This window comes from Streptosporangium album (assembly GCF_014203795.1).
Taxonomy (GTDB): domain Bacteria; phylum Actinomycetota; class Actinomycetes; order Streptosporangiales; family Streptosporangiaceae; genus Streptosporangium; species Streptosporangium album.
In genome coordinates, this window is sequence record NZ_JACHJU010000001.1 from 2,710,736 (window position 1) to 2,730,867 (window position 20,132).

Here is a 20,132-nt window from a genome sequence, read left to right on the forward strand (position 1 = left end):
CGCGCCCGGCCCATATCCACCAGATTTGAGCCGGTACTACGTGTTGAAGGACGTAAAGACGCCGGTTCCTCGCGTACTCCTTTCCACCTCGCTCGCCGGACCCGCACCATCTGGCAGTACTGGCACGTCCCGGCTTTGTCAGGGCTGCTCCCGCCCTCCCCGGCACCACCCGGGTCAGACTGCCCTCAGCTACCCCACCCTGCTACGACAGGACGAAGGAGAGGGTCTTTCACCTCCTCGCGAACCGATGCGCCGCACGGCGCACCCTTTAAAGACGTAGAGAAAGTTCTCATCCGGAGTGGGCGGACTCCGTGTCCTGCTTCGGTTGATGCTTGACAGTGCGGCTTCGGGTGATGCTTTACACCCCTTCGGCTGGTCTGCTTTGGGTGATGCGTGGCCGTCACGTCAGGTGCACATGCCAGGAGTGGGATGAGGGATCGAGCAGGTAGAGGGCGTGTGCCCTGCCGACGACCCCATAGCGGCTGAGTGGCTTGCCACCTGGCATGGTGAGGGTTGCCTCCTCCTCCAAGAGGACGGCGTCATCGGTCAGGCGACATCGGTGTAAGCGGTCTTGATGTCCCCTGCTGGCGAGGAAGGTGACCTGGTCGCCATGTACGGCGAGCCCGTGCGCTCCCTTCACGGGTGTGCCGCGGACCGTCAGCCGGCCGCCGGTATGGATTTCAAGCATGGAGAACGCCTGGTAGTAGTAGGCCCATGCGACGCCGTCGGTGACGTTGAGCGCGTAGCAGTCGGCAATGTGCTCTTCTCCTGGGGGAGGCTGATACGCCCACTGCTGGTTGCCGCCGGTGTCCCAGCGGACAAGGCCGGGTGCGCTGATGGGGTCGGTGTAGATGGCCTGGTCGAAGTAGCCGGTCCACACGTTGTGGCGCTGATCGGCAAGGAGGTGTCCGACCTGGCCGATCGGGAAGCTACGGCGTGGCCGCCCGTCGCGGCCGTAGATCTGGGCGTTGGCAGCCGCTGAAGCGGGCGGGCGGTGCCAAGCCGCAGTGCCGGTCAGCAGGAAGCGGCCGTTGGGCAGGGCGTCGAGCTTGCTGACCAGCAGATGGACGTCATGGAGGACGAGTTCGCGCGCGGTGCCGTTCTTGTCCATGACGAGCAGAGCATCGTAGGGCTGCTTTCGGGGCGGCGTGGTGAGCCTTCCGCTCCCGGAGAGGTCATCCGGTAACGCGTCCGGGCTGTCGGACAGCAGCCACAGTGCCCGGCCGTACGCGTCGACCGTGCTGGCCAGCACTTCCAGACCGCGATATTCACGTGGCAGCCGAGCGTACGGCTGCAGGGCCACCTCTTTCAATGTGCCACCTCGGAGACGAGAAGCAGTGAGTCGCGGTGAGCCCCGCACAGCACACCTGCTCGGCGGTTGCAGGGTTGACCTGACTGTTCTACTTCGGTTGATGCTTCACAGACAATCCCACGCCTCATCCCATTCACCCGGCGCCCGGACAGGGACGAGCGAAGCGAACCGATCGACCGGAAGCCGACGTCTACGAACTGTGAAACTTTCCATTTCGATTGGTCTCGGCCTCGCGGCGGCCGGGGTGTGCCTGGCGGCCGTGGTGCTCTCCGGAGCGGTCAGCGAGTCACCGCCGGTACCGGCCACCTGTCCGCAACGCTGGGGCGGTAACGACATCGGCGGCTGGGTGCCCGCCGCCGCCGACATCGGCGGTGTGGAGGAGTCACTTGTCCCTGACTCCCCGGTGAAGGCCCTCATCTGCGCCTACCCCGGGGACAACGCGCATCCGGGTGGGGAGCGGCTGGCCGGTTCGCGAACGCTGACGGACCAGGCGGTGGCGATGGCCCGTGACCTCGCCTACCTCCCGGTGACCACCGCCCCCATAGGCCATCCATGCACGCTGATGGGGGGACCGATGACCAACTACCTCATCCGGTTCGCCTACCCCGACGGCCGCGCCCTGTGGGTGGGCAGCGCCGAGGAGGTCAACCACTGCGTGAGAACCACCAACGGCACGGCTAGCAGCAACTCGTACACCGGACCCGCCATCACCACCGCCTACAAGGATGGAATCTGGCGGCCCGTACCACCGGAGGACCCCTGCCGGGGTCCCGGCGACCGCCGGGGCCAGGACGAGTTGATGGTTCCGGGACGGCCCGGTCGGCTCATCGTGTGCAGGGACGCCACGTACGTGAGGCCGCCCTACCGGAAACGGCATGGCAGGGACATCGCCCGCGCGCTGGCCGCGACACTGAACTCTCTGGACACCGTACCGAGCGAGAACACCTGCCAAGGGCTCGGAGGCGCTAACAAACGCGGTGTCCGACTCATATTCGACTATCCACAAGGACCCGCCGCCGCGGTGAACATCTCGATGAACTGCGCCCCCGCTATCAACAACGGCCTGCTCCAAGCCGACCTGGACGACCACGTCCGCGACCAGATCCTCCGCCTCGCCCCCTCGTGACATGGAACAAGTAGGCGAACTCCGATGATCTTGAACGCATAGCGACTGTCATGATGCTCTCACCTGGTGCTTCACAGGTTGTCGCTGAGCGGGCCGCCGTGGTCACGGGTCAAACCGACGAATACCAGGGCTACTTCGATCTCACCGATACGCCGGGGATCCAGGCCCCATCTGATCGAGCTGGCGTGTGCGCAACAGCGTGATCCGGGCGGCGGAAACCTCGGCCGCCGACGTCTTCGCCAAGGCGATGGGCGAATAGCGGTAACGCGCTGTACCGCCGGCAGCATCGACGGCCAACGCATCAGATCAAGACACTGAAAAGCCCCTGAGACGGCGTGCCCGTCCAGGGGCTTTCCACTGAGGCGGGACGCTGTCCTCAGCCGTTGCGCCGATCGCGGATCACGTAGCGGGTGTGGGCCCCGTCCATCCACTCCCTGTCGATCTCCCTGCCCGTCACCCTGCCGACAAGTGCCAGGGCCGACGTGAGGCAGGTCGCCATGGGCGGGCTGTATCCGTTATGGACAAGCCCGATGAAGTCCCCCCACTCGTCGGGGATGTCCTCCTCCCCGTAGTCCTGTCCGCTCTCCGTCCGGGCCTCCTCCCACGCGCAGTACTCCAGCCACCCCGCCGGCAGTTCGGGATCGCTCTCCCAACCGGAGTCGCCCAGGTCGAAATGCAACCCCTGCGCGTGGGAGTCGAGCGCCTGAGGATCACTTCCCCAGCGCTTTCCGGGGACGGTGACGCTGAGGTCCGTCACGTAGTGACCGTTGACCGCGTATTCGAGATCACGCGGCCCATTGATGTCCCAGCGCATCAGCAGCGCCCGCCCGCCGTACGAGAGCTCCCGCAGAGCCCCGTCGCAGTCGAAGCCCCGCACCTGGATGATCTGCGTCCAGTCCGCCGTCAGCCGACCGGCCCAGACGACCCCCGCCTCACCGTCGGAAGGCCGCCCGCGCAGGACATCCGTCCAGGTGCACTCGACTGAGTCGTCCACGTCCGCGACCGACACCCCCATGCGCCGGGCGACTTCCCACACCTCCAGACCCTCCACCCACGCGGCCATGAACCACTCACCCATGCCGTAGGACCGGACGAGGTGCCAAAGACACTCCGACTGCCGCATTCCCGCTCCCCGCTCGTTCAGCGCTCGTTCCCGGGGTGACTCAAGCAGACATCCCCGACAGTTCCGTGATCAACGCCATGCCGCGGTTCTCGCGACCGAGTGCGTGCCGGGACGGCCGGTCGGTTCGGCTCCATCATGAGGGAAGGCATCGCAAGAGCGGTGGGAGCCACCCTGTTAGCAAGGGTGTTAGCAAGAACCCTGGACGATTAAGAAAAGAAGAAGGCCCCTGAGCGGATAATCCCTGCTCAGGGGCCTTCTTGCATCTGTGCGGCCGGAGGTACTCGAAACCCCAACCTTCTGATCCGTAGTCAGATGCTCTATCCATTGAGCTACGGCCGCTCGCTGCGTAAGTAATCATAGCGGGTCTCAAGCCGTGCCTCGAACCAGTTAACGGATCTCTCCCCAACCGGCCCCTGAAGCAGGGACTGTCCTGGCGTACGGGCACGGAAGGCCTGCCGAGCTCACTCCGGCGACGTGGCGACCTTCTTCGGAAACAGGGTGTAGCTCACCGGCCAGAGCGCCGCGATCAGTGGGACCTTGAGCAGGCCGCCCATGAAGGCGGTCAGGGCGGCCGTCCGTGAGGGATCGTCGACGATCCAGATCAGACCGAACAGCAGAGCGCAGGCGATGCCGTACGCGAGGACGATCCGGAGCCAGATGCCCCATTCGTACCAGGCCCTGGCCATGCCTCCCGCCGGGGGCTTCCATGGTTCCGGGCCGCCGGCGAAGCGGTGAGCGAACGTGGCGTCGGCCCATTTGACGGTGCGGTGGCCGAAGACGACCGAGTAGGCGAGGTAAGCGGCGGCCAGGCCATGGTGCCAGGCCGCCTGCGCTCCACCGCGCATGTCGATGACGGCGGCGGCGAGCAGGATCACATCGAGCAGTGGCACCGAGATCAGCAGGGCCGTGCTGAGCCGCCGCATGCCCCACAGGTAGCGTGAGGCGAGACCCAGGCCGAGGAGCACCCAGAAACCGATCTCGCAACCGATGACAACCGCCAGAATCATGGTCCCAGGATCGCCGGGAGACCGGCGGTGGGGCATCGTCGGCGGTGATGAACCGGTCTACATCCTTGTGTGTACCGCGGACCCGTCTATGGCCGGACCAGCGGACTCTCCCGGGATGATGGGATGAAGGCATGAGACGGGACGACGCGCTGTGGGCCGTGGCGTCCTTCGCCGGTGGCCTCGCCCTGCTCGCCGCCGGCGCCTACCAGCACCGCTGGGCGCCCGCCCCGCTGTTCGTCGGACCGCTGGCGATCTCGTGCGCGGGTGTCGCGGTACGGCGGAGCAGGCCGTTGCTCTCGCTCGGGCTCGGCGTCGTGGCGTTCCTCGGCGACTTCGCCATGGGCCCGTCACTGGGCACCGTACTGATCGTCACCGACAACCTCTACGCCGCGGTCAGGTACGGCCCCCGCGCGCTGGGCCGGTGGATGCTCGGCATCACCTCGGTCGTCGCCGTCATCATGGGTGTGACGGCCGGGATCTTTCTCCGGCATGTGGGAGTCGCCGCTGTCTTCTTCGTCCAGGCGGCCCTGGTCGGGGTGACACCGGTCTTCACCGGCATGATCATGAGGCAGTTGGAGGATCAGGCGGCGTCCGAACGGACCAGGGCCGAGCAGGTGGCGCGGCTGGCGGAGCTGGACCGGGTGGCGGCCGTGCAGGCTGAGCGGGCCCGGATGGCCAGGGAACTGCACGACATGATCGCCAATCACTTCAGCGCGATCGCCATCCAGTCCACGGCCGTGCTGTCCCGCAAGGACCTGAGCGCGCAGACCGTACGGGACGTGCTGGAGTCCATCCGGGAGAACAGCGTCCAGGGCATGGCCGAGATGCGTGCCATGATCGGGCTGCTCCGGCAGGACGGCGAGGATGCCGAGGCGACCCGCCGGCGGGTGGCCGAGGTGGAGGAGTTGGCGGATCGGGCGCGGGAGGCGGGGCTGGAGGTACGGCTGCACGTGGACGGCGACGCCCGCGAGCTGCCCGCCTCGGTGGACCTCGCCGGTTACCGGATCGTCCAGGAGTCGCTGACCAACGCTCTCAAACACGGTGGCGAGGCCGCCGACCTGGTGATCGGCTACCGTCCCGGCCTGGTCACGCTGACCGTGGACAATCCGATCCACGATGCCGGACGGGAGCTTCCCGGCGCGGGCGCGGGGATCATCGGCATGCGAGAACGGGCGGCGCTGGTCGGCGGCGTCTTCGAGGCCGGGCCACACGACCGGGGCTGGCGGGTCCACGCCGAGCTGCCCACCGGGGAGACACCGTGACGTCCTCTCCGGGTCCGGGGCCCGAGGTCTCCACGTCTAGGGAGATGCGATGACCATCCGTGTCCTGGTCGCCGACGATCACGCGGCGGTCCGCGCCGGAATCGTCCTGATCCTCGAAGGTCAGGAGGACATCGAGGTCGTCGGCCAGGCCTCGGACGGGGCGCAGGCCATCGCCCTGGCCCTTGAGCTACGGCCCGACGTGGTGCTGATGGACATCCGGATGCCGAAGCTGGACGGGATCTCCGCGACGCGCGAACTGAGCGGGGTCGCCGACGTGTTGATCCTGACGACGTTCGACATCGACGAGTACATCTTCGGCGCGCTACGGGCGGGGGCCGCCGGTTTCCTCCTCAAGAACACCGACGCCGACGCGTTGGTGGAGGCGGTACGAGTGGTTTCCCGGGGCGACGGACTCATCTCCCCGTCGGTCACCCGGCGGCTGATCTCGGCCTTCGGGGCGGCCGTCCCGGAGCGCAGGCCGCAGGCGGCCGGCAACCTGACCCCGCGCGAGCGCCAGGTGCTGGCGTGCATCGGGCGGGGCCTGTCCAATGCGGAGATCTCCGCCGAACTGGACATGGCGGAGGCGACCACGAAGACCCACGTCAGCCGGTTGCTGAACAAACTGGGCCTCCGCAGCCGCGTCCAGGCGGCGATCCTGGCTCAGGAACTGCCCCCGGGATCGTCCGGAATGTAGAACCCCGGACCCGGGAGGGGTCGCTCAGGAGCTCTCGGCGGGGACGTAGAGCGAGAGGGTCTCCGCGATGCACGCGGGCCTCTTCTGGCCCTCGACCTCGACGGTCAGGCGCGTGTTCGACAGGTAGCCCGAGGGGGTCCCTTTGAGGTCGACAAGCTCCGCACCGGCCCGGATCCGCGCGCCGACCGGGACCGGCGCGGGGAAGCGGACCTTGTTGAGGCCGTAGTTGATGCCCATCGCCAAGCCGCCCACCCGCACCAGCTCGGCCATGAACGACGGGAGCAGCGCCAGGCTCAGGTAGCCGTGGGCGATGGTCCCCCCGAACGGGCCCTCCTTGGCCTTGTCGACGTCCACGTGGATCCACTGGTGGTCGTCGGTCGCGTCGGCGAACAGATTGACCTGCTCCTGGGTGACCTGCCGCCATTCCGTGTGGCCGAGATGCTCGCCGACGGCGGCCTTGAGCTCCCGGACATCGCTGAAGATCCTCATATCTGGAACTTTATTCCGCCGGAGGGACGGCGAGAAGGTTCACGACCGTGAACTTCTTGCCACCGCCCTTCTGGGTCGTCGAGCACATCTCGGTCTTCCCGGTGGGGGTGGGCTCTCCCGACGGGCGGGGGGCGGAGGCGGCGTCGACCATCTTGCACTCCTGCACCTGCCGCTGGTCCTCGTCCCAGTAGATGATCGAGGGGGGCGAGGAGGAGACACCGGTTCCGATGCTCCCTCCGCCGGACCGGTCCCGCTTGCCGACCCCGGCCGTGGTACCGGTGGCCGGGTCGTACACCGCCGCCAGGGGCGCGTCGCCGTCCTCGACCTCCTCGCCTCGCGCGTCCCGGCCCACGACCCCGGGCACGCTGAAGAATCCGAACCCGCCGGCGAGAGAAGTGGTGCCCATGCCGCCGGTGTACAGCTCCGGGGGCATGGGCTTGCGCTCCGAGCCGTCCACCCGTTGCACCACTCCGCCGCCGAAGCACCAGGCCGGGCCACAGCGCAGGCCCTGTGTTCCGTCCGGCACGTGCACTTCGGCCGTCTGCCCCGTCTCGAGGTTGACCAGTTTGGTCTGGTTCTTGTCCTGGTCCTCCCCACCTCTTCCCTGGGCGACGTCTACCGCCCAGGGCCAGGACAGCAGGTGGAGCCCGTCCGTTCCCTCGATCTGCTCGGGGGTCCCGCCGTTCAGCGGGATGCGGTGGATCCCTCCGCCGCCCACCGACCAGACGACGGAGTCGGCGGTGACGCCGATCCGCTCCACATCCGCGAGGTCCCCGGTGACCTGTCCGATCTGCCTCGCCGTGCCACCGGCCCGGGGCACGACCCAGAAGTCGGCCCACTTGTCGGAGTTGTTAGGAGTCTCGCCCCACCATGCGATGGATTCGGCCCCCACCTCGACGTCCTGCGCGAAGTAGCCCTTCACGCCCTCCGGGGCGGGCATGTCGGCGAGCACGGTGCTCTTGCCGGTCACGGTGTCGTATGACTCCAGCCGGCCCGCCTTCTCGAACGACGACTCGGCCGAGAGCAGCAGCTCCGTGGCGCTCAGTCCGGTGATCGGACGGTATTTCCAGCCGTCTGCGGCTTTGGCGGGGATTGTGGACACGGCCGACGGCCAGACCTCCGCGGCGGGCCGGATGTCGACCTTCAGCTTTTCCGCCTTCCTCGTGTTCTCACCGGCCGAGGACTGCGTGGCCGTCACCTTCGCGAGCGCGGCTCCCTCTCCGCCCCTGTGGGAGAAGGAACCCCTGGCCACCGCCGTACCGCCGCCGATCACCGCCATCACCCCGACCACCGCGAGCGCCGACTGCGCCCGCCTGCGCACCCGCCGCCTGCGCCGGCCCCCGATTGCCGTGAGGAGGTCCCCGTCCGGCCCGGGCGCGGTGTCCGCCGCCCTGTTCAGCGCGCGGACCAACTCCGCCTCGCTCCTGTCGTTGTTCATCCCACTCGTCCCGTATCCAGAGCGGCCACCCGGATTCTGAGCTTGTCCAGCGCGCGGGCCGCCTGATTGCGCACCGTGCCGCGTGAGATGCCGAGAAGTTCGGCGATCTCATGATCTGAGAGGTCCTCGTAGTACCGCAGGACCAGTACGGCCCGCTGCCTGGGCGGCAGGCCCTTGAGTTCGTTCCACAGCCCGATGTCGCCATCGAGGCGATCATCGATATAGGGCGCCTCGGGGACCGCCGCGACCAGCCTCTCCCCGCGCAGTCGCCGCCAGACGCTGATGTGCAGGCGTGTCATGGTCGTGCGGACGTACCCCTCCGGGTCATCTCTCTTGCGGATTCTGGACCAGGCGTCTCCCAGGCGCATCAGGGCCTCCTGGGTCAGGTCGGCCGCGTCCTCGGCATTACCGGTGAGCACGTAGCCATACCGGTAGAGCGCACTTCCCCGTGCGGCGACGAAATCGGTGAACTCCACACCTCCAGGGACGCGGGGAGCCGCCGTTCTGTTGCATCCCTCCCCGGCCCCGTCTCCCGCCCCCTGCCCCTCCGCCCGATTTTTCGCTGTACCGACTACGGCACAACATCAGCCGTTCATGCGGGTTTCCTAACGTGCCCGCCATGAGAAGACCTATGACGATCGCAGTCGGCGCAGCCGTACTGGCACTGGCGATGATCACACCCGCGATGGCCGACCCAGGGCACTCGGAGTTCGGCCAGGCCACGCTGACCGGGTTCGCCTCCCTGCCGGCCCAGACGTTTGTGCCCAACAGCGAGCCGTCGGGCTCCCAGCTCGGCACGGCCCCGATCAACGGTGTCACCCCGCCGTTCGCCGGGCAGCCGGTACAGGGCTTCAGCGGCGTCGTGCGTCGGGGCGACGGCACCTTCGACGTGCTGTCCGACAACGGCTTCGGCTCCAAGGCCAACAGCGCCGACTACCTGCTCCGCGTGCACCGGGTCAGGCCCGACTTTCGGCAGGGCAAGGTCGAGGTGCTGGGCGGGTTCGGCCTGAGCGACCCCGACGGCCTCGTGACCTGGCCGCTGATCCGGGCCGACCGGAAGCTGACCGGCGCCGACTTCGATGTGGAGTCGATCGTCCGGGCCTTCGACGGCACCTACTGGATCGGCGACGAGTTCGGTCCGTTCCTGCTGCACTTCTCGCCCACGGGCAAGCTGCTGGAGGCTCCCGTCTCGCTGCCCGGTGTGAAGGCGCCGGAGAACCCGTTCCTCAACGGCGAACAGCCCAACCTGGGTGGCAGCAAGGGTTTCGAGGGCATGGCCCGCTCGGTCGACGGCCGCAGGCTCTATCCCCTGCTGGAGGGCACCGTGGCCGGTGACCCGGCCGGGTCGCTGCGGATGAACGAATTCGACCTGCGCAAGCATGCCTACACCGGCAAGCGCTGGATCTACAAGCTCGACGATCCCGGCAACTCGATCGGCGACATGACCGCGATCGACCGGAACCGGTTCCTGGTCATCGAGCGCGACAACCTCCAGGGGGACGCGGCCAAGACCAAGCGCGTCTACCTGATCGACACCCGCGACAAGGACCTGCGCAAGACCCTCGTCGCCGACCTGCTCAACCTGGCCAACCCCCGAGGCCTGGGCGGATTCGGGAAGACCTTCCGCTTCCCGTTCCAGACCATCGAGGACATCGCGATCCTCGACGACCGGACCCTGGCCATCCTGGACGACAACAACTTCCCGTCCTCCTCCGGCCGTACCCCGGGCAAGCCCGACGACAACGAGTTCATCACCGTACGGCTGTCGCACCCGCTCCAGGCCGACCCCCGCGTCTACAAGTGACGGGCCGAGGGACTCTCCTCATCCGGTGGAGAGTCCCTGGCCTCACCAGGCGCCACGGTGGAGACGTCGGCCGCGGACGCCACAGGGGCGGCGCGGTGGCCGGTGGACGGTGAATATCCCCCAAGAACTCTCATCGCCAATCGATTCCATCAAATTCCACAATTCACATCGAAAGTGCAATGCCTCATGGGAGGCGAGCGCATTTTCCCATCACCGTGTCGTCCATTTAACTTTTATTAGCCGAATAAATGTGCCGTCATTCCGATCACTGGGTATCTTTCCGCTGTCGCCGCCACAGCGGTTCACATAACCCCGGTTCACCGGAATGACAGATGATATGGAATGAAATGACCTCTAACGGCAGCATGGGGGTTCCAGGTCCGCGGCGCGTCGAGCGGATCCAGGCCTGGATCGTCGCGACGACAGTAATCGGCACATTTCTGACGGGAACGGCTCAGGCGCCGGCCAGTGCGGCCATCGGTGAATCCGATGCCGTCCGGCCGCCCCTGAGCTTCTACAGCGGCGAGGGGACTCTTCCCCACCGTTTCGGCGGCACTTCCACCAGGCCGGCGACCGGCGACCGAGAGGGCTGCAAGAACGGTTCCAGGCAGTCGAAATGCCTGCGCGGACCGCAGGGCCTCCCCGGAGCCCGAGGACCGCAGGGACTCCCCGGCGTGCCAGGATCGCAGGGACCTCAAGGGATGCAGGGACCGCGTGGCCCGCAGGGCCTGGGGGCGAGCATCGCCATGGCATTCCAGGGCAGCCTCACGTTCATCGGAGCCGTCAGTGATGACGGAGCGACGTTCATCCGGGACCTGCGGACGTCACCCCGCTGGTCCGACATCTCCTCCCTGCCCAACTATCCCGGCGGCGTGGCCTCCGTGGCCCTGGCCAGCATGGGCAACGACATCCACGTCACGGTGCGGAGCGCGGGTGAGATCGCCTACACGAGATGCACCGTCCAGCCCACCCCGGGGACGCCCGGAAACCCGGCGTGGCCGGGAAACTGTACGGCCTTCGTCAACCTGACCCCGCCGAACTGAGTCCCACCGGCCCGGCAGGCGGCTTCCGAAAGGAATTCCGTCACCGCCGTGCGCGGTCTGACACCGCTCCAGGATATGGTGCCGATCCGTGGACGTTCTCAGTTCGATCCTTTCGTTCGCCGTCGTCGTGGGGCTGCTGACGCTCACGCCCGGGCTGGACACCGCCCTCGTTCTACGCACGTCGCTGCTTTCCGGCAGAAGGTCGGCCTGGGGCGTGGTGCTCGGTATCCAGGCCGGAACACTGCTCTGGGGCGCCCTGACCGCTGCCGGCCTCTCCGCTCTCCTTGCGGCCTCCCACCTCGCCTACGAGGTCCTGCGCTGGGCGGGTGCGGCCTATCTCGTATGGATGGGCGCCCAGATGCTCTGGCGCAGCCGTAAAGGTAAAGGTGACGCGGATGAGGCCGCGGCGTCCGGAGAGCCCGGAAACGGTGAATGGTGGTCCGCGTTCCGCCGTGGCCTGCTGACCAATCTGCTCAACCCCAAGGTGGGCGTCTTCTACGTAGCGATGCTCCCCCAGTTCATGCCGGATGGTGTGCCCCATGTCGTGATGGGGCTCCTGTTGGCGGGCGTCCATGTCTGTGAGGGGGCGTTGTGGTGCGCCCTGCTCATCGGGTTCACCGGCCTGGTGCGCGACTGGTTGCGCAGACCGTCCGTCAGACGCGGCCTGGACCGGCTCACGGGCCTCATCGTGATCGGATTCGGCCTACGGCTGGCAGCGCAACAGCAGTGAATCACCCGGACCGTACGCCCTTTCGACGCGAGATGCCGAAGCGCTGAGGCGTCGTTCTCCGGAGCGATGGAGAGCTGCGACCCGGCGGTATCCGGAGAGGGAGCTCCCAGGTCACGATGGCCCGGTAATGTCAGCGGGGATAGCCCCGTTTGGCAAGGAGCACCATGACGTCGCCCGGCGCCGACCTCCCACCGCGCGCCCGGCCGGAGCGTCCCCGCCGAGCGGACGCGCAACGCAACTACGAGTCGCTGCTGGCCTCGGCCAAGAGGGTCTTCGACGAGCAGGGCGTCGACGCGCCCCTCGACGACGTCGCCCGCCGGGCAGGGGTCGGTAACGCCACCATGTACCGCCACTTCCCGACCCGACGTGAGTTGATCATCGCCGTCTACGCCGACGAGGTGACGGAACTCTGTGCCCGGGGCGAGACCCTGCTCGGAGAGGAACCACCCGGTGACGCGCTCTTCACCTGGCTGAGAACATTCATCGCGCACGTCGCCACCAAACGGGAACTGGCGCTGGCGCTCGCCGACGATCACGGTGGACAACGCTCGACGCTGTTCCACCGCTGGCACGCGGCGATGCACGCGTCCGCGTCCGCGCTGCTCACCCGGGCGCAACGGGCCGGCGCCGTCCGCGCCGACCTCGACACGTCCGACCTTCTCGCACTGGCCAACGGCATCGCGCTGACCGGCGCGGACAGCGATCAGGCCGAGCGGCTCCTCCTCCTCATCCGGCACGGTACGGATATCGGCCGATGAGGAGGGTCGACGGTCACCCGTCCCCGCGCTGACCGGCGGGATCGACTGTCCGGCTCCACGGACAGCGCTCGGTGGGGCCCCTCGGCCCGCGCGGGCCGCTACGAGACGGCCGCCAGGTCGAGCAGCGGCTTCTCCAAGGTTTCGACGATCCCCGAATCGGTCTCGCGCAGCTCCCTCAGGAGTGCCCGCGTCGCCGCACCGAGGGCGCGGGAGAGCTCGCCGGCATCGAGCGTGTGGACGAGCGCTTCCCGGACGGGTCCGGTGACGTCGTGAGGCAGGCGGTCCGCGCCCTTGGCGTGAGCCGTGGGGTGGCCCAGGCGGAGACAGGCAAGGGCCAGGATGTGGTCGCGGATGCCGCTGATCCAGTATTCCGCCTGCCACAGAGCTCCGCGCTCGATGGAGATCCGGGCATGGAGAACATGGTGCCAGGCGAGGCCGATCAGGTGTCCCGGGGCGGTCTCTCCCTGTCGCCGCTCCACCGCGTCACCGAAGACGACCCGGAAGCCTCCGCTGCCGAGCGGGCCGAACGCGGCGGCGGGGGTGAACCCCAGGTCGATCTCCAGCAGCTCACCGAGAAGGAAGGCACGGTAGGTCGCGGGACCGGCGTGAAGGTCGAAGTGGTGGATCGCGCCGAGCTCTCGGTACGCGAACGCGCTCCAGTCGCTCAGCGCTTCCTCTACCGTGACTCCGTCCGCCACTCCGAAGAAGAGGTCCACATCGGACCAGCGGTCCTCGGCGTCTCGTGCGGCAGACCCGGTGAGCGCGGCCCCGACGATCCTCTCGTCCTCGCGGGCCCGTTCGAGCAGCCGCGTCCGCACGTGCCGGCGTCGATCAACGGTGAACATGATCTCGACCCTACCGGGCGGCACCTCTCGCACCCGCTGCGCTGTTCCGCCGGGCCAAGACCCCCTGGCTCTCCCCCTGTGTCTCCATGGCGGAGCCACGATTGTCTCCCTGAACCCATACATGTCCATCCGAGACAGTGAGAGGTCCGAACTCGACGCGGGACGCGGGCGCGTTGAGCAGGTAGGGCTCATCCAGTGAGTCATTGTCAGCAACCGGCGTTCACGCTGGGTGACAGCTGCTTGTGAGCTTGCTCCCGGTGGAAGAGGACGAGCGCCGCGGCGACGATACCGCCGATCTTCCAAGGGCACTTGCTGACGTTCCGCAGTGCCTTGAACCGCATCTTGAGCTGGGCGTTCGCTCGTTCGGCGAGGGCTCGGAGCGCACCGTGGACCTTGTTGTACTGGATCTGATCGTCGGTGAGTGTGCCACCCCGAGACCTCTTGTACGGCAGGCGAAACCCCATACCCGCATCGACGTAGCCGAGGTCGGCCAACGTGATCAGCCCGTCCTCGGCGGCCTTGGCCAGCAGGTCGAGGAGGCCGTGCAGGCGGGCACAGGTGAGATCGTGTTCACGGCCGGGCCGTACCTCAGAAGTCCACAGCGGGTCGCCGCCGGGGCTGGACAGGACCTGAATGTTGCCGCCGTGCTGCTTGTGTTTTCCACTCCACCACAGGTCGGCGCCGTTCGGGCCCAGGGCGCGGCAGCGGTCGGTTTCGATCAGCGTGCCATCCAGATGCAGGTGGGTGTAGCCGGCGGCCTTCGCCGCCGTGAGCGCCTCCTGTAGCGTCGGCGCCTGGGCCTTCAATACGGTGACCCCTTCTTCGACGTACCGATCACAGGTCGCGTGCGAGATGGCGTTATCGGCGGCCGGCCGGGCGATCCGAGCGCCGTCCACCAGCCAGCGGATGATCAGAACGGCCTGCTTGAACTCGCCCAGCGCCCGAGTGCCCGCGCGGGTGCGGCGCCGTACCCGCTCGGCGCGCAACAGCCCGGCCAGAAACAGCACAACCTCGCGCGGCATGTCCAACTCGGCTGTGTAGGTGATACTGGAGGTCACGTGAAGCCCTTGTGTGCGGTGCGGTGGATCCTTCGACAAGACCCACCCCTACCAGGGGCTTCACGCTTTTCTCTACTTGATCACTCCCACGCCCGCCGTGATCGGCTACACACGGTCATCGACCGTTGCTGACAACGTCTCACTGGCCAGCGAATCGAGCTGGCATACGTCCGAGTCCGCGGCACCGATGATGGCCCAGGTATCAGCACGCTGGTTGCATGGGTCCGCTGCCTGTAAGTCAACGCGCCTCCGGCGGGGGCGCTCCGGCTCCGGGATGATCGCAACAGGCGTGCTCGTGGGTTGCGGCGTCGTAGAGGGCTGAGGTGGAAGCCTGATCATCCCGCCCACCATCGACCCGGGACAAGCAGAGCGGGCCAGGGTCACGGGGTCAGACCCTCACAAGTGCGGCGAGAAGTGGCACCGCTGGCCCTGCAAGAAGAAGTGCAGGGATCACGGACACAACTCCGGCTGTAAGGCGGACTGCAAGAAGCAGGGGCACACCTGCTACAAGCAGGTCTGTCTCAAGGACTGCACGAGCCACGCCGATAGGTGCCCAAAACGCACGGGCGGAGGCGTCGTCTTCCGGCAGCGCAAGGGCAAGAGCAAGCTCACCCTCCAGTGCCCACCCGAACTCCTGGCGCTCCTCAAGGCACACCGCAAGGTCCAGGCCGCGGAACGCCTCAAGGCGGGGGACCGCTGGGAGGACCACGACCTCGTGTTCGCCACCCCGCACGGTAGCCCGATCGAACGCACCGAGGATTGGAAGGTGTGGAAGGTGATTCTCAAGCAGGCCGGAGTACGGGACGTCAGGGTGCACGACGCTCGTCACACGGCTGCGACGCTCCTCATCGAGCAGGGTGTGAACATCCGCGTCGTTCAGGAAGTCCTCGGCCACACGAGAGTGACCACGACCGAGCGGTACACGCACGTTTCCACACCACTCATGCGTGACGCCGGGGAGCGGCTGGCCTTGGCACTCTGGGGAAAACCGTGAGCCGTTGCAACTAGGACTGCAACTATGACGCCCCTGAAGATCAAAAAGGCCCTCTCCCAAAATCTGGGAGAGGGCCTCTGAACTGCGGAGGCTGGGAGATTTGAACTCCCGATGGCATTGCTGCCAAACCGCATTAGCAGTGCGGCGCCATAGACCGGACTAGGCGAAGCCTCCTGGTTGCCTTCTGGCTCAGCACAGAGTACCGGCCATTCGCCAAGGCGGCAAAGCGGTTGGCGTCCGCGTCGTCGAGAACCGAGCCGGGCAAGTTATCCACCGTCTGTGGATAACATTGCCCACCCCTGTGGATAGAGTCAAGGTTACCCAGGTGGGAAGGGTGGGATGCCTGGGGATTCTCATAGTGAAAGACGGGATGTCTCACCCTGAGGACACCTGAGGACTCCCTCCCCACCCACGGGCATCGTGAGGAAGGAGTCTGGGCAGATCGTGGAGATCAGGCGGGGTTGGCTTCGCCCTCGATCTCGATCTTGATCTTCTTGCCGACCAGGACGCCGCCGGTCTCCAGGGCCTGGTTCCAGGTCAGGCCGAACTCCTCACGGTCGATCTCGGTCGTGATGGAGAAACCCCAGACATCCTGGCCCCAGGGGTTGGTGCCGGCGCCGCCGTACTCGACGGTGAGCTCGACCTGCTTGGTGAGGTCGCGGATGGTGAGGTCACCCAGGAGGGTGAACTCGTCGCCGGAGTGGCCGGTCACGCGGGTGCTGCGGAAGGTGATCTCAGGAAACTTCTCCGTCGAGAGGAAGTCGTCGCTGCGCAGGTGCCCGTCACGGTCGGCGATACCGGTGTTGATGCTCCCGGCCTTGATCGAGAGCTGGGCGGAGGAGTCGAGAGGGTTCTCGGCGACCGTGACCGTCCCGGCGAAATCGGTGAAGCTTCCACGGACCTTGCTCACCATCATGTGCTTGACGGTGAAGCCGATGTGGGTGTGGGCGGCGTCAAGGGCGAAGGTGCCGGCGGTGGGGAGCTGAAGGTCTTCCCAGGTCCGAGTGGTCATGTCTACTCCCGAAGAGGTGCTTGCTGTGCAGATGATTGCGACAACAGATTTCTACACGAGGAATATTCCGTCCGTCAACTATCGTCGGATACAGTGTGAACGTGATCCCCTTTGACGATTCCCGGCTGACCGCGATGGGCCTCCTTGCCGAGGCCTACAGCGGTCTGCTGGCGAAGACGCACCTGTCCTTCTCGGCCGGGGGGCTCTCGGACATCGACTTCGAGGCCCTGATCCGGCTGGCACGCTCGCCGGGCCAGAGCCTGCGCATGAGCGACCTGGCCGCGCAGACCGGACTGTCCACCAGTGGGGTGACCAGAGTCGTGGACCGGCTGGAGCGCGAGGGGCTGGTCATGAGGCAGCCATGTTCCACTGACCGCCGAGCCTCCTACGCGGCCATCACCGACGCGGGCGTCGACCGGCTCGGCGTCGTGCTCCCCCAACACCTGACCGATGTCGAAACCTGGTTCACCGGCCTGCTCTCTCCCGAGCAGCTCAGCACCTTCCTGGACACGCTCAGAATCATCCGCGACGCCGTACGGCCATGTGCCACGGCGGGGGCGGAACGGGGGGCGGCGGAGGGTGAGCTCGCACCGTCCGACTGATATCGGACCCGCGGCCGCCGACGGGCGCGGCACGAGGACCAGGACCGGTTCTCCTTCAAGGCCCGCCGCCCTCCGTACCGGGTGACCTTGATCGAGACGATGGCGAGGCTCCTAAGCCCGCTCAGCGCCGGGCGGCGGCTGAACCGGCCACCTGTCAGGCGCTGGTCCGCGATTCCAGCCGCCGCTGCTCCGGGATGGTGAGATCGCCGCGGAGCTTGGCCATGGCCCGCGAGACGGTGCTCTTCACCGTGCCGACGCTGATCCCCAATGCCTTGGCGATCTCCGGTTCGGTCATGTCCTCGTAGTAGCGCAGCATGACGGCGGCCCGCATGCGGGTGGGAAGCCGGTCGAGGGCCTGCTCCACCTGCTCGGGCAGGTAGACATGACCACCGGCGAGGGCCGGCTCGGGGATCTCCTCCGAGGGATATTCCTCCAGCTTGCGCCGTCGCCACCAGGAGATGTTGATGTTGACCATCGCCCGGCGCACGTAGGCGTCCAGGGCCGCGCGGTCCTGAATGCGGTCCCAGGCGAGGTAGGTCTTGACCAGCGCCGTCTGGAGCAGGTCCTCGGCGTCGTTGGGATGGCCGGTGAGCTGGTGGGCGGCGCGCAGCAGAGCGGGTCCGCGAGCAACGACGTACTCGCGGAACTCCTCATGGGTTCCGCCGGTCACCGCGATCACCAACCCGTGGTCAGGATCCGTCTCGTGGCCAGAATCGCAGCCGCAGCCTCTAATTCGGCTGAACCGGAATCTATATTTCATCCCCTTAATGGCAAAAACGGAACCGGTTATGTGATCACAGGCCTGAGAAGTATGAGCCACGGGTTCGCCACGAGACGGATGACAAGGTGTTGTACCGGGGATGGGAATTCTGATACGCGGTCGGACACCTGCCCGATCTATCGGCGCAAGCGGAGGGCGAGGTTCCTGTGGGCGTGTGACGCTATCGGGAAAACCTCGGCAAGATATGGGGAGTGACCATGCCGTACCACAGCGTTGACCGCCGCCGCGTTCTGGCGGCGGCCGCGCTTGGCCGGGCCCTCGACGAGCCGGGAGCAGTCGCCGACGACGGCGAGCTTTTCCAGGCCGTCACCGGCGAGATCCTGGACGTCAGTCCACACCTGATCGTGGTTGAAACCCTTGAGGGCCGGGAGGAACGGCTCGTCATCGCCCCATGGGCGACGGCCTGGCGTGGTGAGGCCCTCGCACCGGCCGACCTGCCCGTGGGGGCCCATGTGATCATCAGAGCACTCCGGTCCGGCCGGGTGGTGGACCGGATCTGGGCGGACATAACGCGGATCACCGGGGTGATCCAGAGTGTCGATTCCGCTCCCAAGGACTGGATCGTTGAGCTGTACTGCGGGCCGCATCGGGGACGGCGCACGATCGTCATCCCCTATCGCGCCTCCGGGCGGTTGCGGGTCCGGCATCCGCAGTTCGAGTCCGGCTACCTGTTCGACGCCATCGGGGTCCGCGAGGGTGGCATGGCCCACGCCCGGCTGCCTGCGACATCGCAACCGCCCTACCGATGGACTGCCGTCCCCGGGCCACCCGCCGGCTACAACAGCGTGCAGTCGCGGATCTCGGGCACCGCCACCTGGTCGGACGCCTTGGACTGCGATGAGCGGGGGGCGGCATATCCCATGTTGGAGCGTTCCGATGCCGAATGCGAGGATGCCGGGGTCTCCTGCACCGGCCTGCCCTATCTCGCTCTGGGCTCGATGCTCAACGTGCGCAACGTGTGCGCCGGACGCACCTCGATCCTGCCGATCGTGGCATGCGGCTGCCTGGCCGGCCGGTTCTGCGACCGATGCCTGGAGTGCGGCACTTCCCCGCGGGGCCGGATCGTGGAGTTGTCGGCGGCCGCGTTCGTGGAGCTCGGCGGGGACCTGACCAAAGGGTGTTTCAATGCCAGGGTCGGATTGGGGTGACAGCGATGTTGACGACGATCGCCGCCGCGCAGCTACCCGTGCTGGTCGCACTGCTCCTCGCGGGCGCACTCGCCAAGGTGCGGACGGCCGTGAACGACTCAGAACCGGGCGGGCTGAGCAGGCTGGGACCGGCGGTGCTGATGGCCAGCCGCTGGCAGGTGCCCGCCATGCTCGGCTGCGCCGCGGCAGAGCTCTCCTTGTTGGTCGGCCTGACGGCGACCGGTCATCCCTTCTTCCGGTGGGGCACGGCCGCGTTCTTCGCGGTGTCCACCTATGTCCTGTGGGAGCTGCGCCGCCGCCGACCGGACGTGGGCTGCGGCTGCTTCGGCGAGGTCAGCGCCATCCCGGTCGGGCTGCGCTCGCTGGGCCGCACCATGGTGCTGACCGCCATGGCTCTGGGGACGGTCTGGGCCCCGCCGGTCCCCGGCTGGTCGGTCCTGGCCGGCATCACGTGGTCGCAGGCACTGGCCGCGGCCGGGGGGCTGCTGGTGCTCATCGTGCTCTCCCCGGAGGTCGAGGAGGCCGCCGCCCGGATCCGGCATCGCGCTCCCTGCGAGCAGCGACCGCTGGATCCGGCGACCGCGCTCAGCCGCCTGCGGTCGAGCGCGGCCTGGCGGTCACACGAGAGACTTCTGTCCAGCACGGACCCGACCGACAGCTGGCGGGAGCTCTGCTGGCGGTTCTTCGTCTATCCGGGGCGCAGCCATGCGGGCGACCCGGCGGACGTGGTCTTTGCGATCTATCTGAGCGGGCGGCATCCAGCGGTGCGGGTGGCGATGGTCGGCTTCGACGGACGGCCGATCGAGATCGGCTCTCTGCCGGAATCTATCCGCGTATCGGCCGGACGATAGAGAGCCGTAGATTTTTCTAGGGCAGCCGAATTCAGCTCTATATGGTTCTCTAGCT

Annotated in this window: 21 protein-coding genes and 2 tRNA genes; 11 read left to right on the forward strand and 12 right to left on the reverse strand. The window is 67.3% G+C overall.

From position 1 onward, the window contains the following. Window positions 1-400: 400 nt before the first annotated feature. Complete coding sequence (locus FHR32_RS12815) at window positions 401-1,312, reverse strand: hypothetical protein (RefSeq protein WP_184754510.1); 912 nt, start codon at window positions 1,310-1,312, stop codon at window positions 401-403. A gap of 199 nt (window positions 1,313-1,511) precedes the next feature. Between FHR32_RS12815 and FHR32_RS12820 the strand changes: the two genes are divergently transcribed. Then, window positions 1,512-2,438: a hypothetical protein gene (locus FHR32_RS12820; RefSeq protein WP_184754511.1), complete on the forward strand. Its 927-nt coding sequence runs from the start codon at window positions 1,512-1,514 to the stop codon at window positions 2,436-2,438. 376 nt (window positions 2,439-2,814) lie between these two features. On the opposite strand, the gene FHR32_RS12825 is transcribed toward FHR32_RS12820, so the two are convergent. The 3 genes from FHR32_RS12825 to FHR32_RS12835 all read right to left on the reverse strand — a co-directional run bounded on the left by FHR32_RS12825 (window position 2,815) and on the right by FHR32_RS12835 (window position 4,568). Then, on the reverse strand, window positions 2,815-3,516 hold the full coding sequence (locus FHR32_RS12825; protein WP_184754512.1) for a DUF6461 domain-containing protein: 702 nt from the start codon (window positions 3,514-3,516) through the stop codon (window positions 2,815-2,817). A 311-nt stretch (window positions 3,517-3,827) separates the two neighbouring features. After that, window positions 3,828-3,900 (reverse strand) — tRNA-Arg (locus FHR32_RS12830). 122 nt (window positions 3,901-4,022) lie between these two features. After that, a complete protein-coding gene (locus FHR32_RS12835) occupies window positions 4,023-4,568 on the reverse strand; it encodes a hypothetical protein (RefSeq protein ID WP_184754513.1) in 546 nt (181 codons plus the stop codon). A 131-nt stretch (window positions 4,569-4,699) separates the two neighbouring features. On the opposite strand from FHR32_RS12835, the gene FHR32_RS12840 reads away from it, so the two are divergent. Further along, window positions 4,700-5,830 carry a sensor histidine kinase gene (locus tag FHR32_RS12840; protein ID WP_184754514.1) on the forward strand — a complete coding sequence of 377 codons (1,131 nt, stop codon included), beginning with the start codon at window positions 4,700-4,702 and terminating at the stop codon, window positions 5,828-5,830. 49 nt (window positions 5,831-5,879) lie between these two features. Next, window positions 5,880-6,524: a response regulator gene (locus FHR32_RS12845; RefSeq protein WP_184754515.1), complete on the forward strand. Its 645-nt coding sequence runs from the start codon at window positions 5,880-5,882 to the stop codon at window positions 6,522-6,524. A 24-nt stretch (window positions 6,525-6,548) separates the two neighbouring features. On the opposite strand, the gene FHR32_RS12850 is transcribed toward FHR32_RS12845, so the two are convergent. The 3 genes from FHR32_RS12850 to FHR32_RS12860 are packed head-to-tail and all read right to left on the reverse strand — an operon-like array spanning window position 6,549 to window position 8,927. Then, window positions 6,549-7,013 (reverse strand): MaoC family dehydratase, encoded by a 465-nt coding sequence (locus FHR32_RS12850; protein ID WP_184754516.1) that lies wholly within the window; start codon window positions 7,011-7,013, stop codon window positions 6,549-6,551. 10 nt (window positions 7,014-7,023) lie between these two features. After that, window positions 7,024-8,451 carry a hypothetical protein gene (locus FHR32_RS12855; protein ID WP_184754517.1) on the reverse strand — a complete coding sequence of 476 codons (1,428 nt, stop codon included), beginning with the start codon at window positions 8,449-8,451 and terminating at the stop codon, window positions 7,024-7,026. Continuing rightward, window positions 8,448-8,927, reverse strand: a complete 480-nt coding sequence (locus FHR32_RS12860) for a SigE family RNA polymerase sigma factor (protein ID WP_184754518.1) — start codon at window positions 8,925-8,927, stop codon at window positions 8,448-8,450. Before FHR32_RS12860 ends, FHR32_RS12855 begins: the two co-directional genes overlap by 4 nt. Before the next feature lie 155 nt (window positions 8,928-9,082). Between FHR32_RS12860 and FHR32_RS12865 the strand changes: the two genes are divergently transcribed. The 4 genes from FHR32_RS12865 (at window position 9,083) to FHR32_RS12885 (ending at window position 12,786) form a co-directional block, all read left to right on the forward strand. Then, window positions 9,083-10,255, forward strand: coding sequence for an esterase-like activity of phytase family protein (locus tag FHR32_RS12865; protein WP_184754519.1), 1,173 nt, complete (start codon window positions 9,083-9,085; stop codon window positions 10,253-10,255). 701 nt (window positions 10,256-10,956) lie between these two features. Next, a complete protein-coding gene (locus FHR32_RS12875; protein ID WP_184756679.1) occupies window positions 10,957-11,298 on the forward strand; it encodes a hypothetical protein in 342 nt (113 codons plus the stop codon). An 88-nt stretch (window positions 11,299-11,386) separates the two neighbouring features. After that, a complete protein-coding gene (locus tag FHR32_RS12880) occupies window positions 11,387-12,028 on the forward strand; it encodes a LysE family translocator (protein WP_184754520.1) in 642 nt (213 codons plus the stop codon). A gap of 164 nt (window positions 12,029-12,192) precedes the next feature. Beyond that, complete coding sequence (locus tag FHR32_RS12885; protein WP_184754521.1) at window positions 12,193-12,786, forward strand: TetR/AcrR family transcriptional regulator; 594 nt, start codon at window positions 12,193-12,195, stop codon at window positions 12,784-12,786. A gap of 98 nt (window positions 12,787-12,884) precedes the next feature. Here FHR32_RS12885 and FHR32_RS12890 read toward each other — a convergent pair whose 3' ends face one another. Together FHR32_RS12890 and FHR32_RS12895 are read right to left on the reverse strand one after the other, a co-directional pair. After that, a complete protein-coding gene (locus tag FHR32_RS12890; protein WP_184754522.1) occupies window positions 12,885-13,631 on the reverse strand; it encodes a nucleotidyltransferase family protein in 747 nt (248 codons plus the stop codon). 206 nt (window positions 13,632-13,837) lie between these two features. Then, window positions 13,838-14,653 (reverse strand): HARBI1 family protein, encoded by an 816-nt coding sequence (locus tag FHR32_RS12895; RefSeq protein WP_184756502.1) that lies wholly within the window; start codon window positions 14,651-14,653, stop codon window positions 13,838-13,840. A gap of 670 nt (window positions 14,654-15,323) precedes the next feature. Here FHR32_RS12895 and FHR32_RS47230 point away from each other — a divergent pair. Continuing rightward, window positions 15,324-15,683, forward strand: a complete 360-nt coding sequence (locus FHR32_RS47230; RefSeq protein WP_376773364.1) for a tyrosine-type recombinase/integrase — start codon at window positions 15,324-15,326, stop codon at window positions 15,681-15,683. A gap of 85 nt (window positions 15,684-15,768) precedes the next feature. Here the strand turns inward: FHR32_RS47230 and FHR32_RS12905 are convergent. Both FHR32_RS12905 and FHR32_RS12910 read right to left on the reverse strand, forming a co-directional pair. After that, a tRNA-Ser gene (locus tag FHR32_RS12905) sits at window positions 15,769-15,857 on the reverse strand. Window positions 15,858-16,134: 277 nt separating this feature from the next. Continuing rightward, window positions 16,135-16,695 carry a YceI family protein gene (locus tag FHR32_RS12910; RefSeq protein WP_184754523.1) on the reverse strand — a complete coding sequence of 187 codons (561 nt, stop codon included), beginning with the start codon at window positions 16,693-16,695 and terminating at the stop codon, window positions 16,135-16,137. 101 nt (window positions 16,696-16,796) lie between these two features. Between FHR32_RS12910 and FHR32_RS12915 the strand changes: the two genes are divergently transcribed. Continuing rightward, window positions 16,797-17,297 carry a MarR family winged helix-turn-helix transcriptional regulator gene (locus FHR32_RS12915; RefSeq protein ID WP_312882298.1) on the forward strand — a complete coding sequence of 167 codons (501 nt, stop codon included), beginning with the start codon at window positions 16,797-16,799 and terminating at the stop codon, window positions 17,295-17,297. A 154-nt stretch (window positions 17,298-17,451) separates the two neighbouring features. On the opposite strand, the gene FHR32_RS12920 is transcribed toward FHR32_RS12915, so the two are convergent. Continuing rightward, complete coding sequence (locus tag FHR32_RS12920; RefSeq protein ID WP_312882299.1) at window positions 17,452-17,976, reverse strand: SigE family RNA polymerase sigma factor; 525 nt, start codon at window positions 17,974-17,976, stop codon at window positions 17,452-17,454. A gap of 299 nt (window positions 17,977-18,275) precedes the next feature. Here FHR32_RS12920 and FHR32_RS12925 point away from each other — a divergent pair, with 299 nt between their 5' ends. Together FHR32_RS12925 and FHR32_RS12930 are read left to right on the forward strand one after the other, a co-directional pair. Beyond that, window positions 18,276-19,226, forward strand: a complete 951-nt coding sequence (locus FHR32_RS12925; protein WP_184754526.1) for a hypothetical protein — start codon at window positions 18,276-18,278, stop codon at window positions 19,224-19,226. Between the two features lie 5 nt (window positions 19,227-19,231). Beyond that, window positions 19,232-20,077 carry a MauE/DoxX family redox-associated membrane protein gene (locus tag FHR32_RS12930; protein ID WP_184754527.1) on the forward strand — a complete coding sequence of 282 codons (846 nt, stop codon included), beginning with the start codon at window positions 19,232-19,234 and terminating at the stop codon, window positions 20,075-20,077. The last annotated feature ends 55 nt before the right edge of the window (window positions 20,078-20,132 follow it).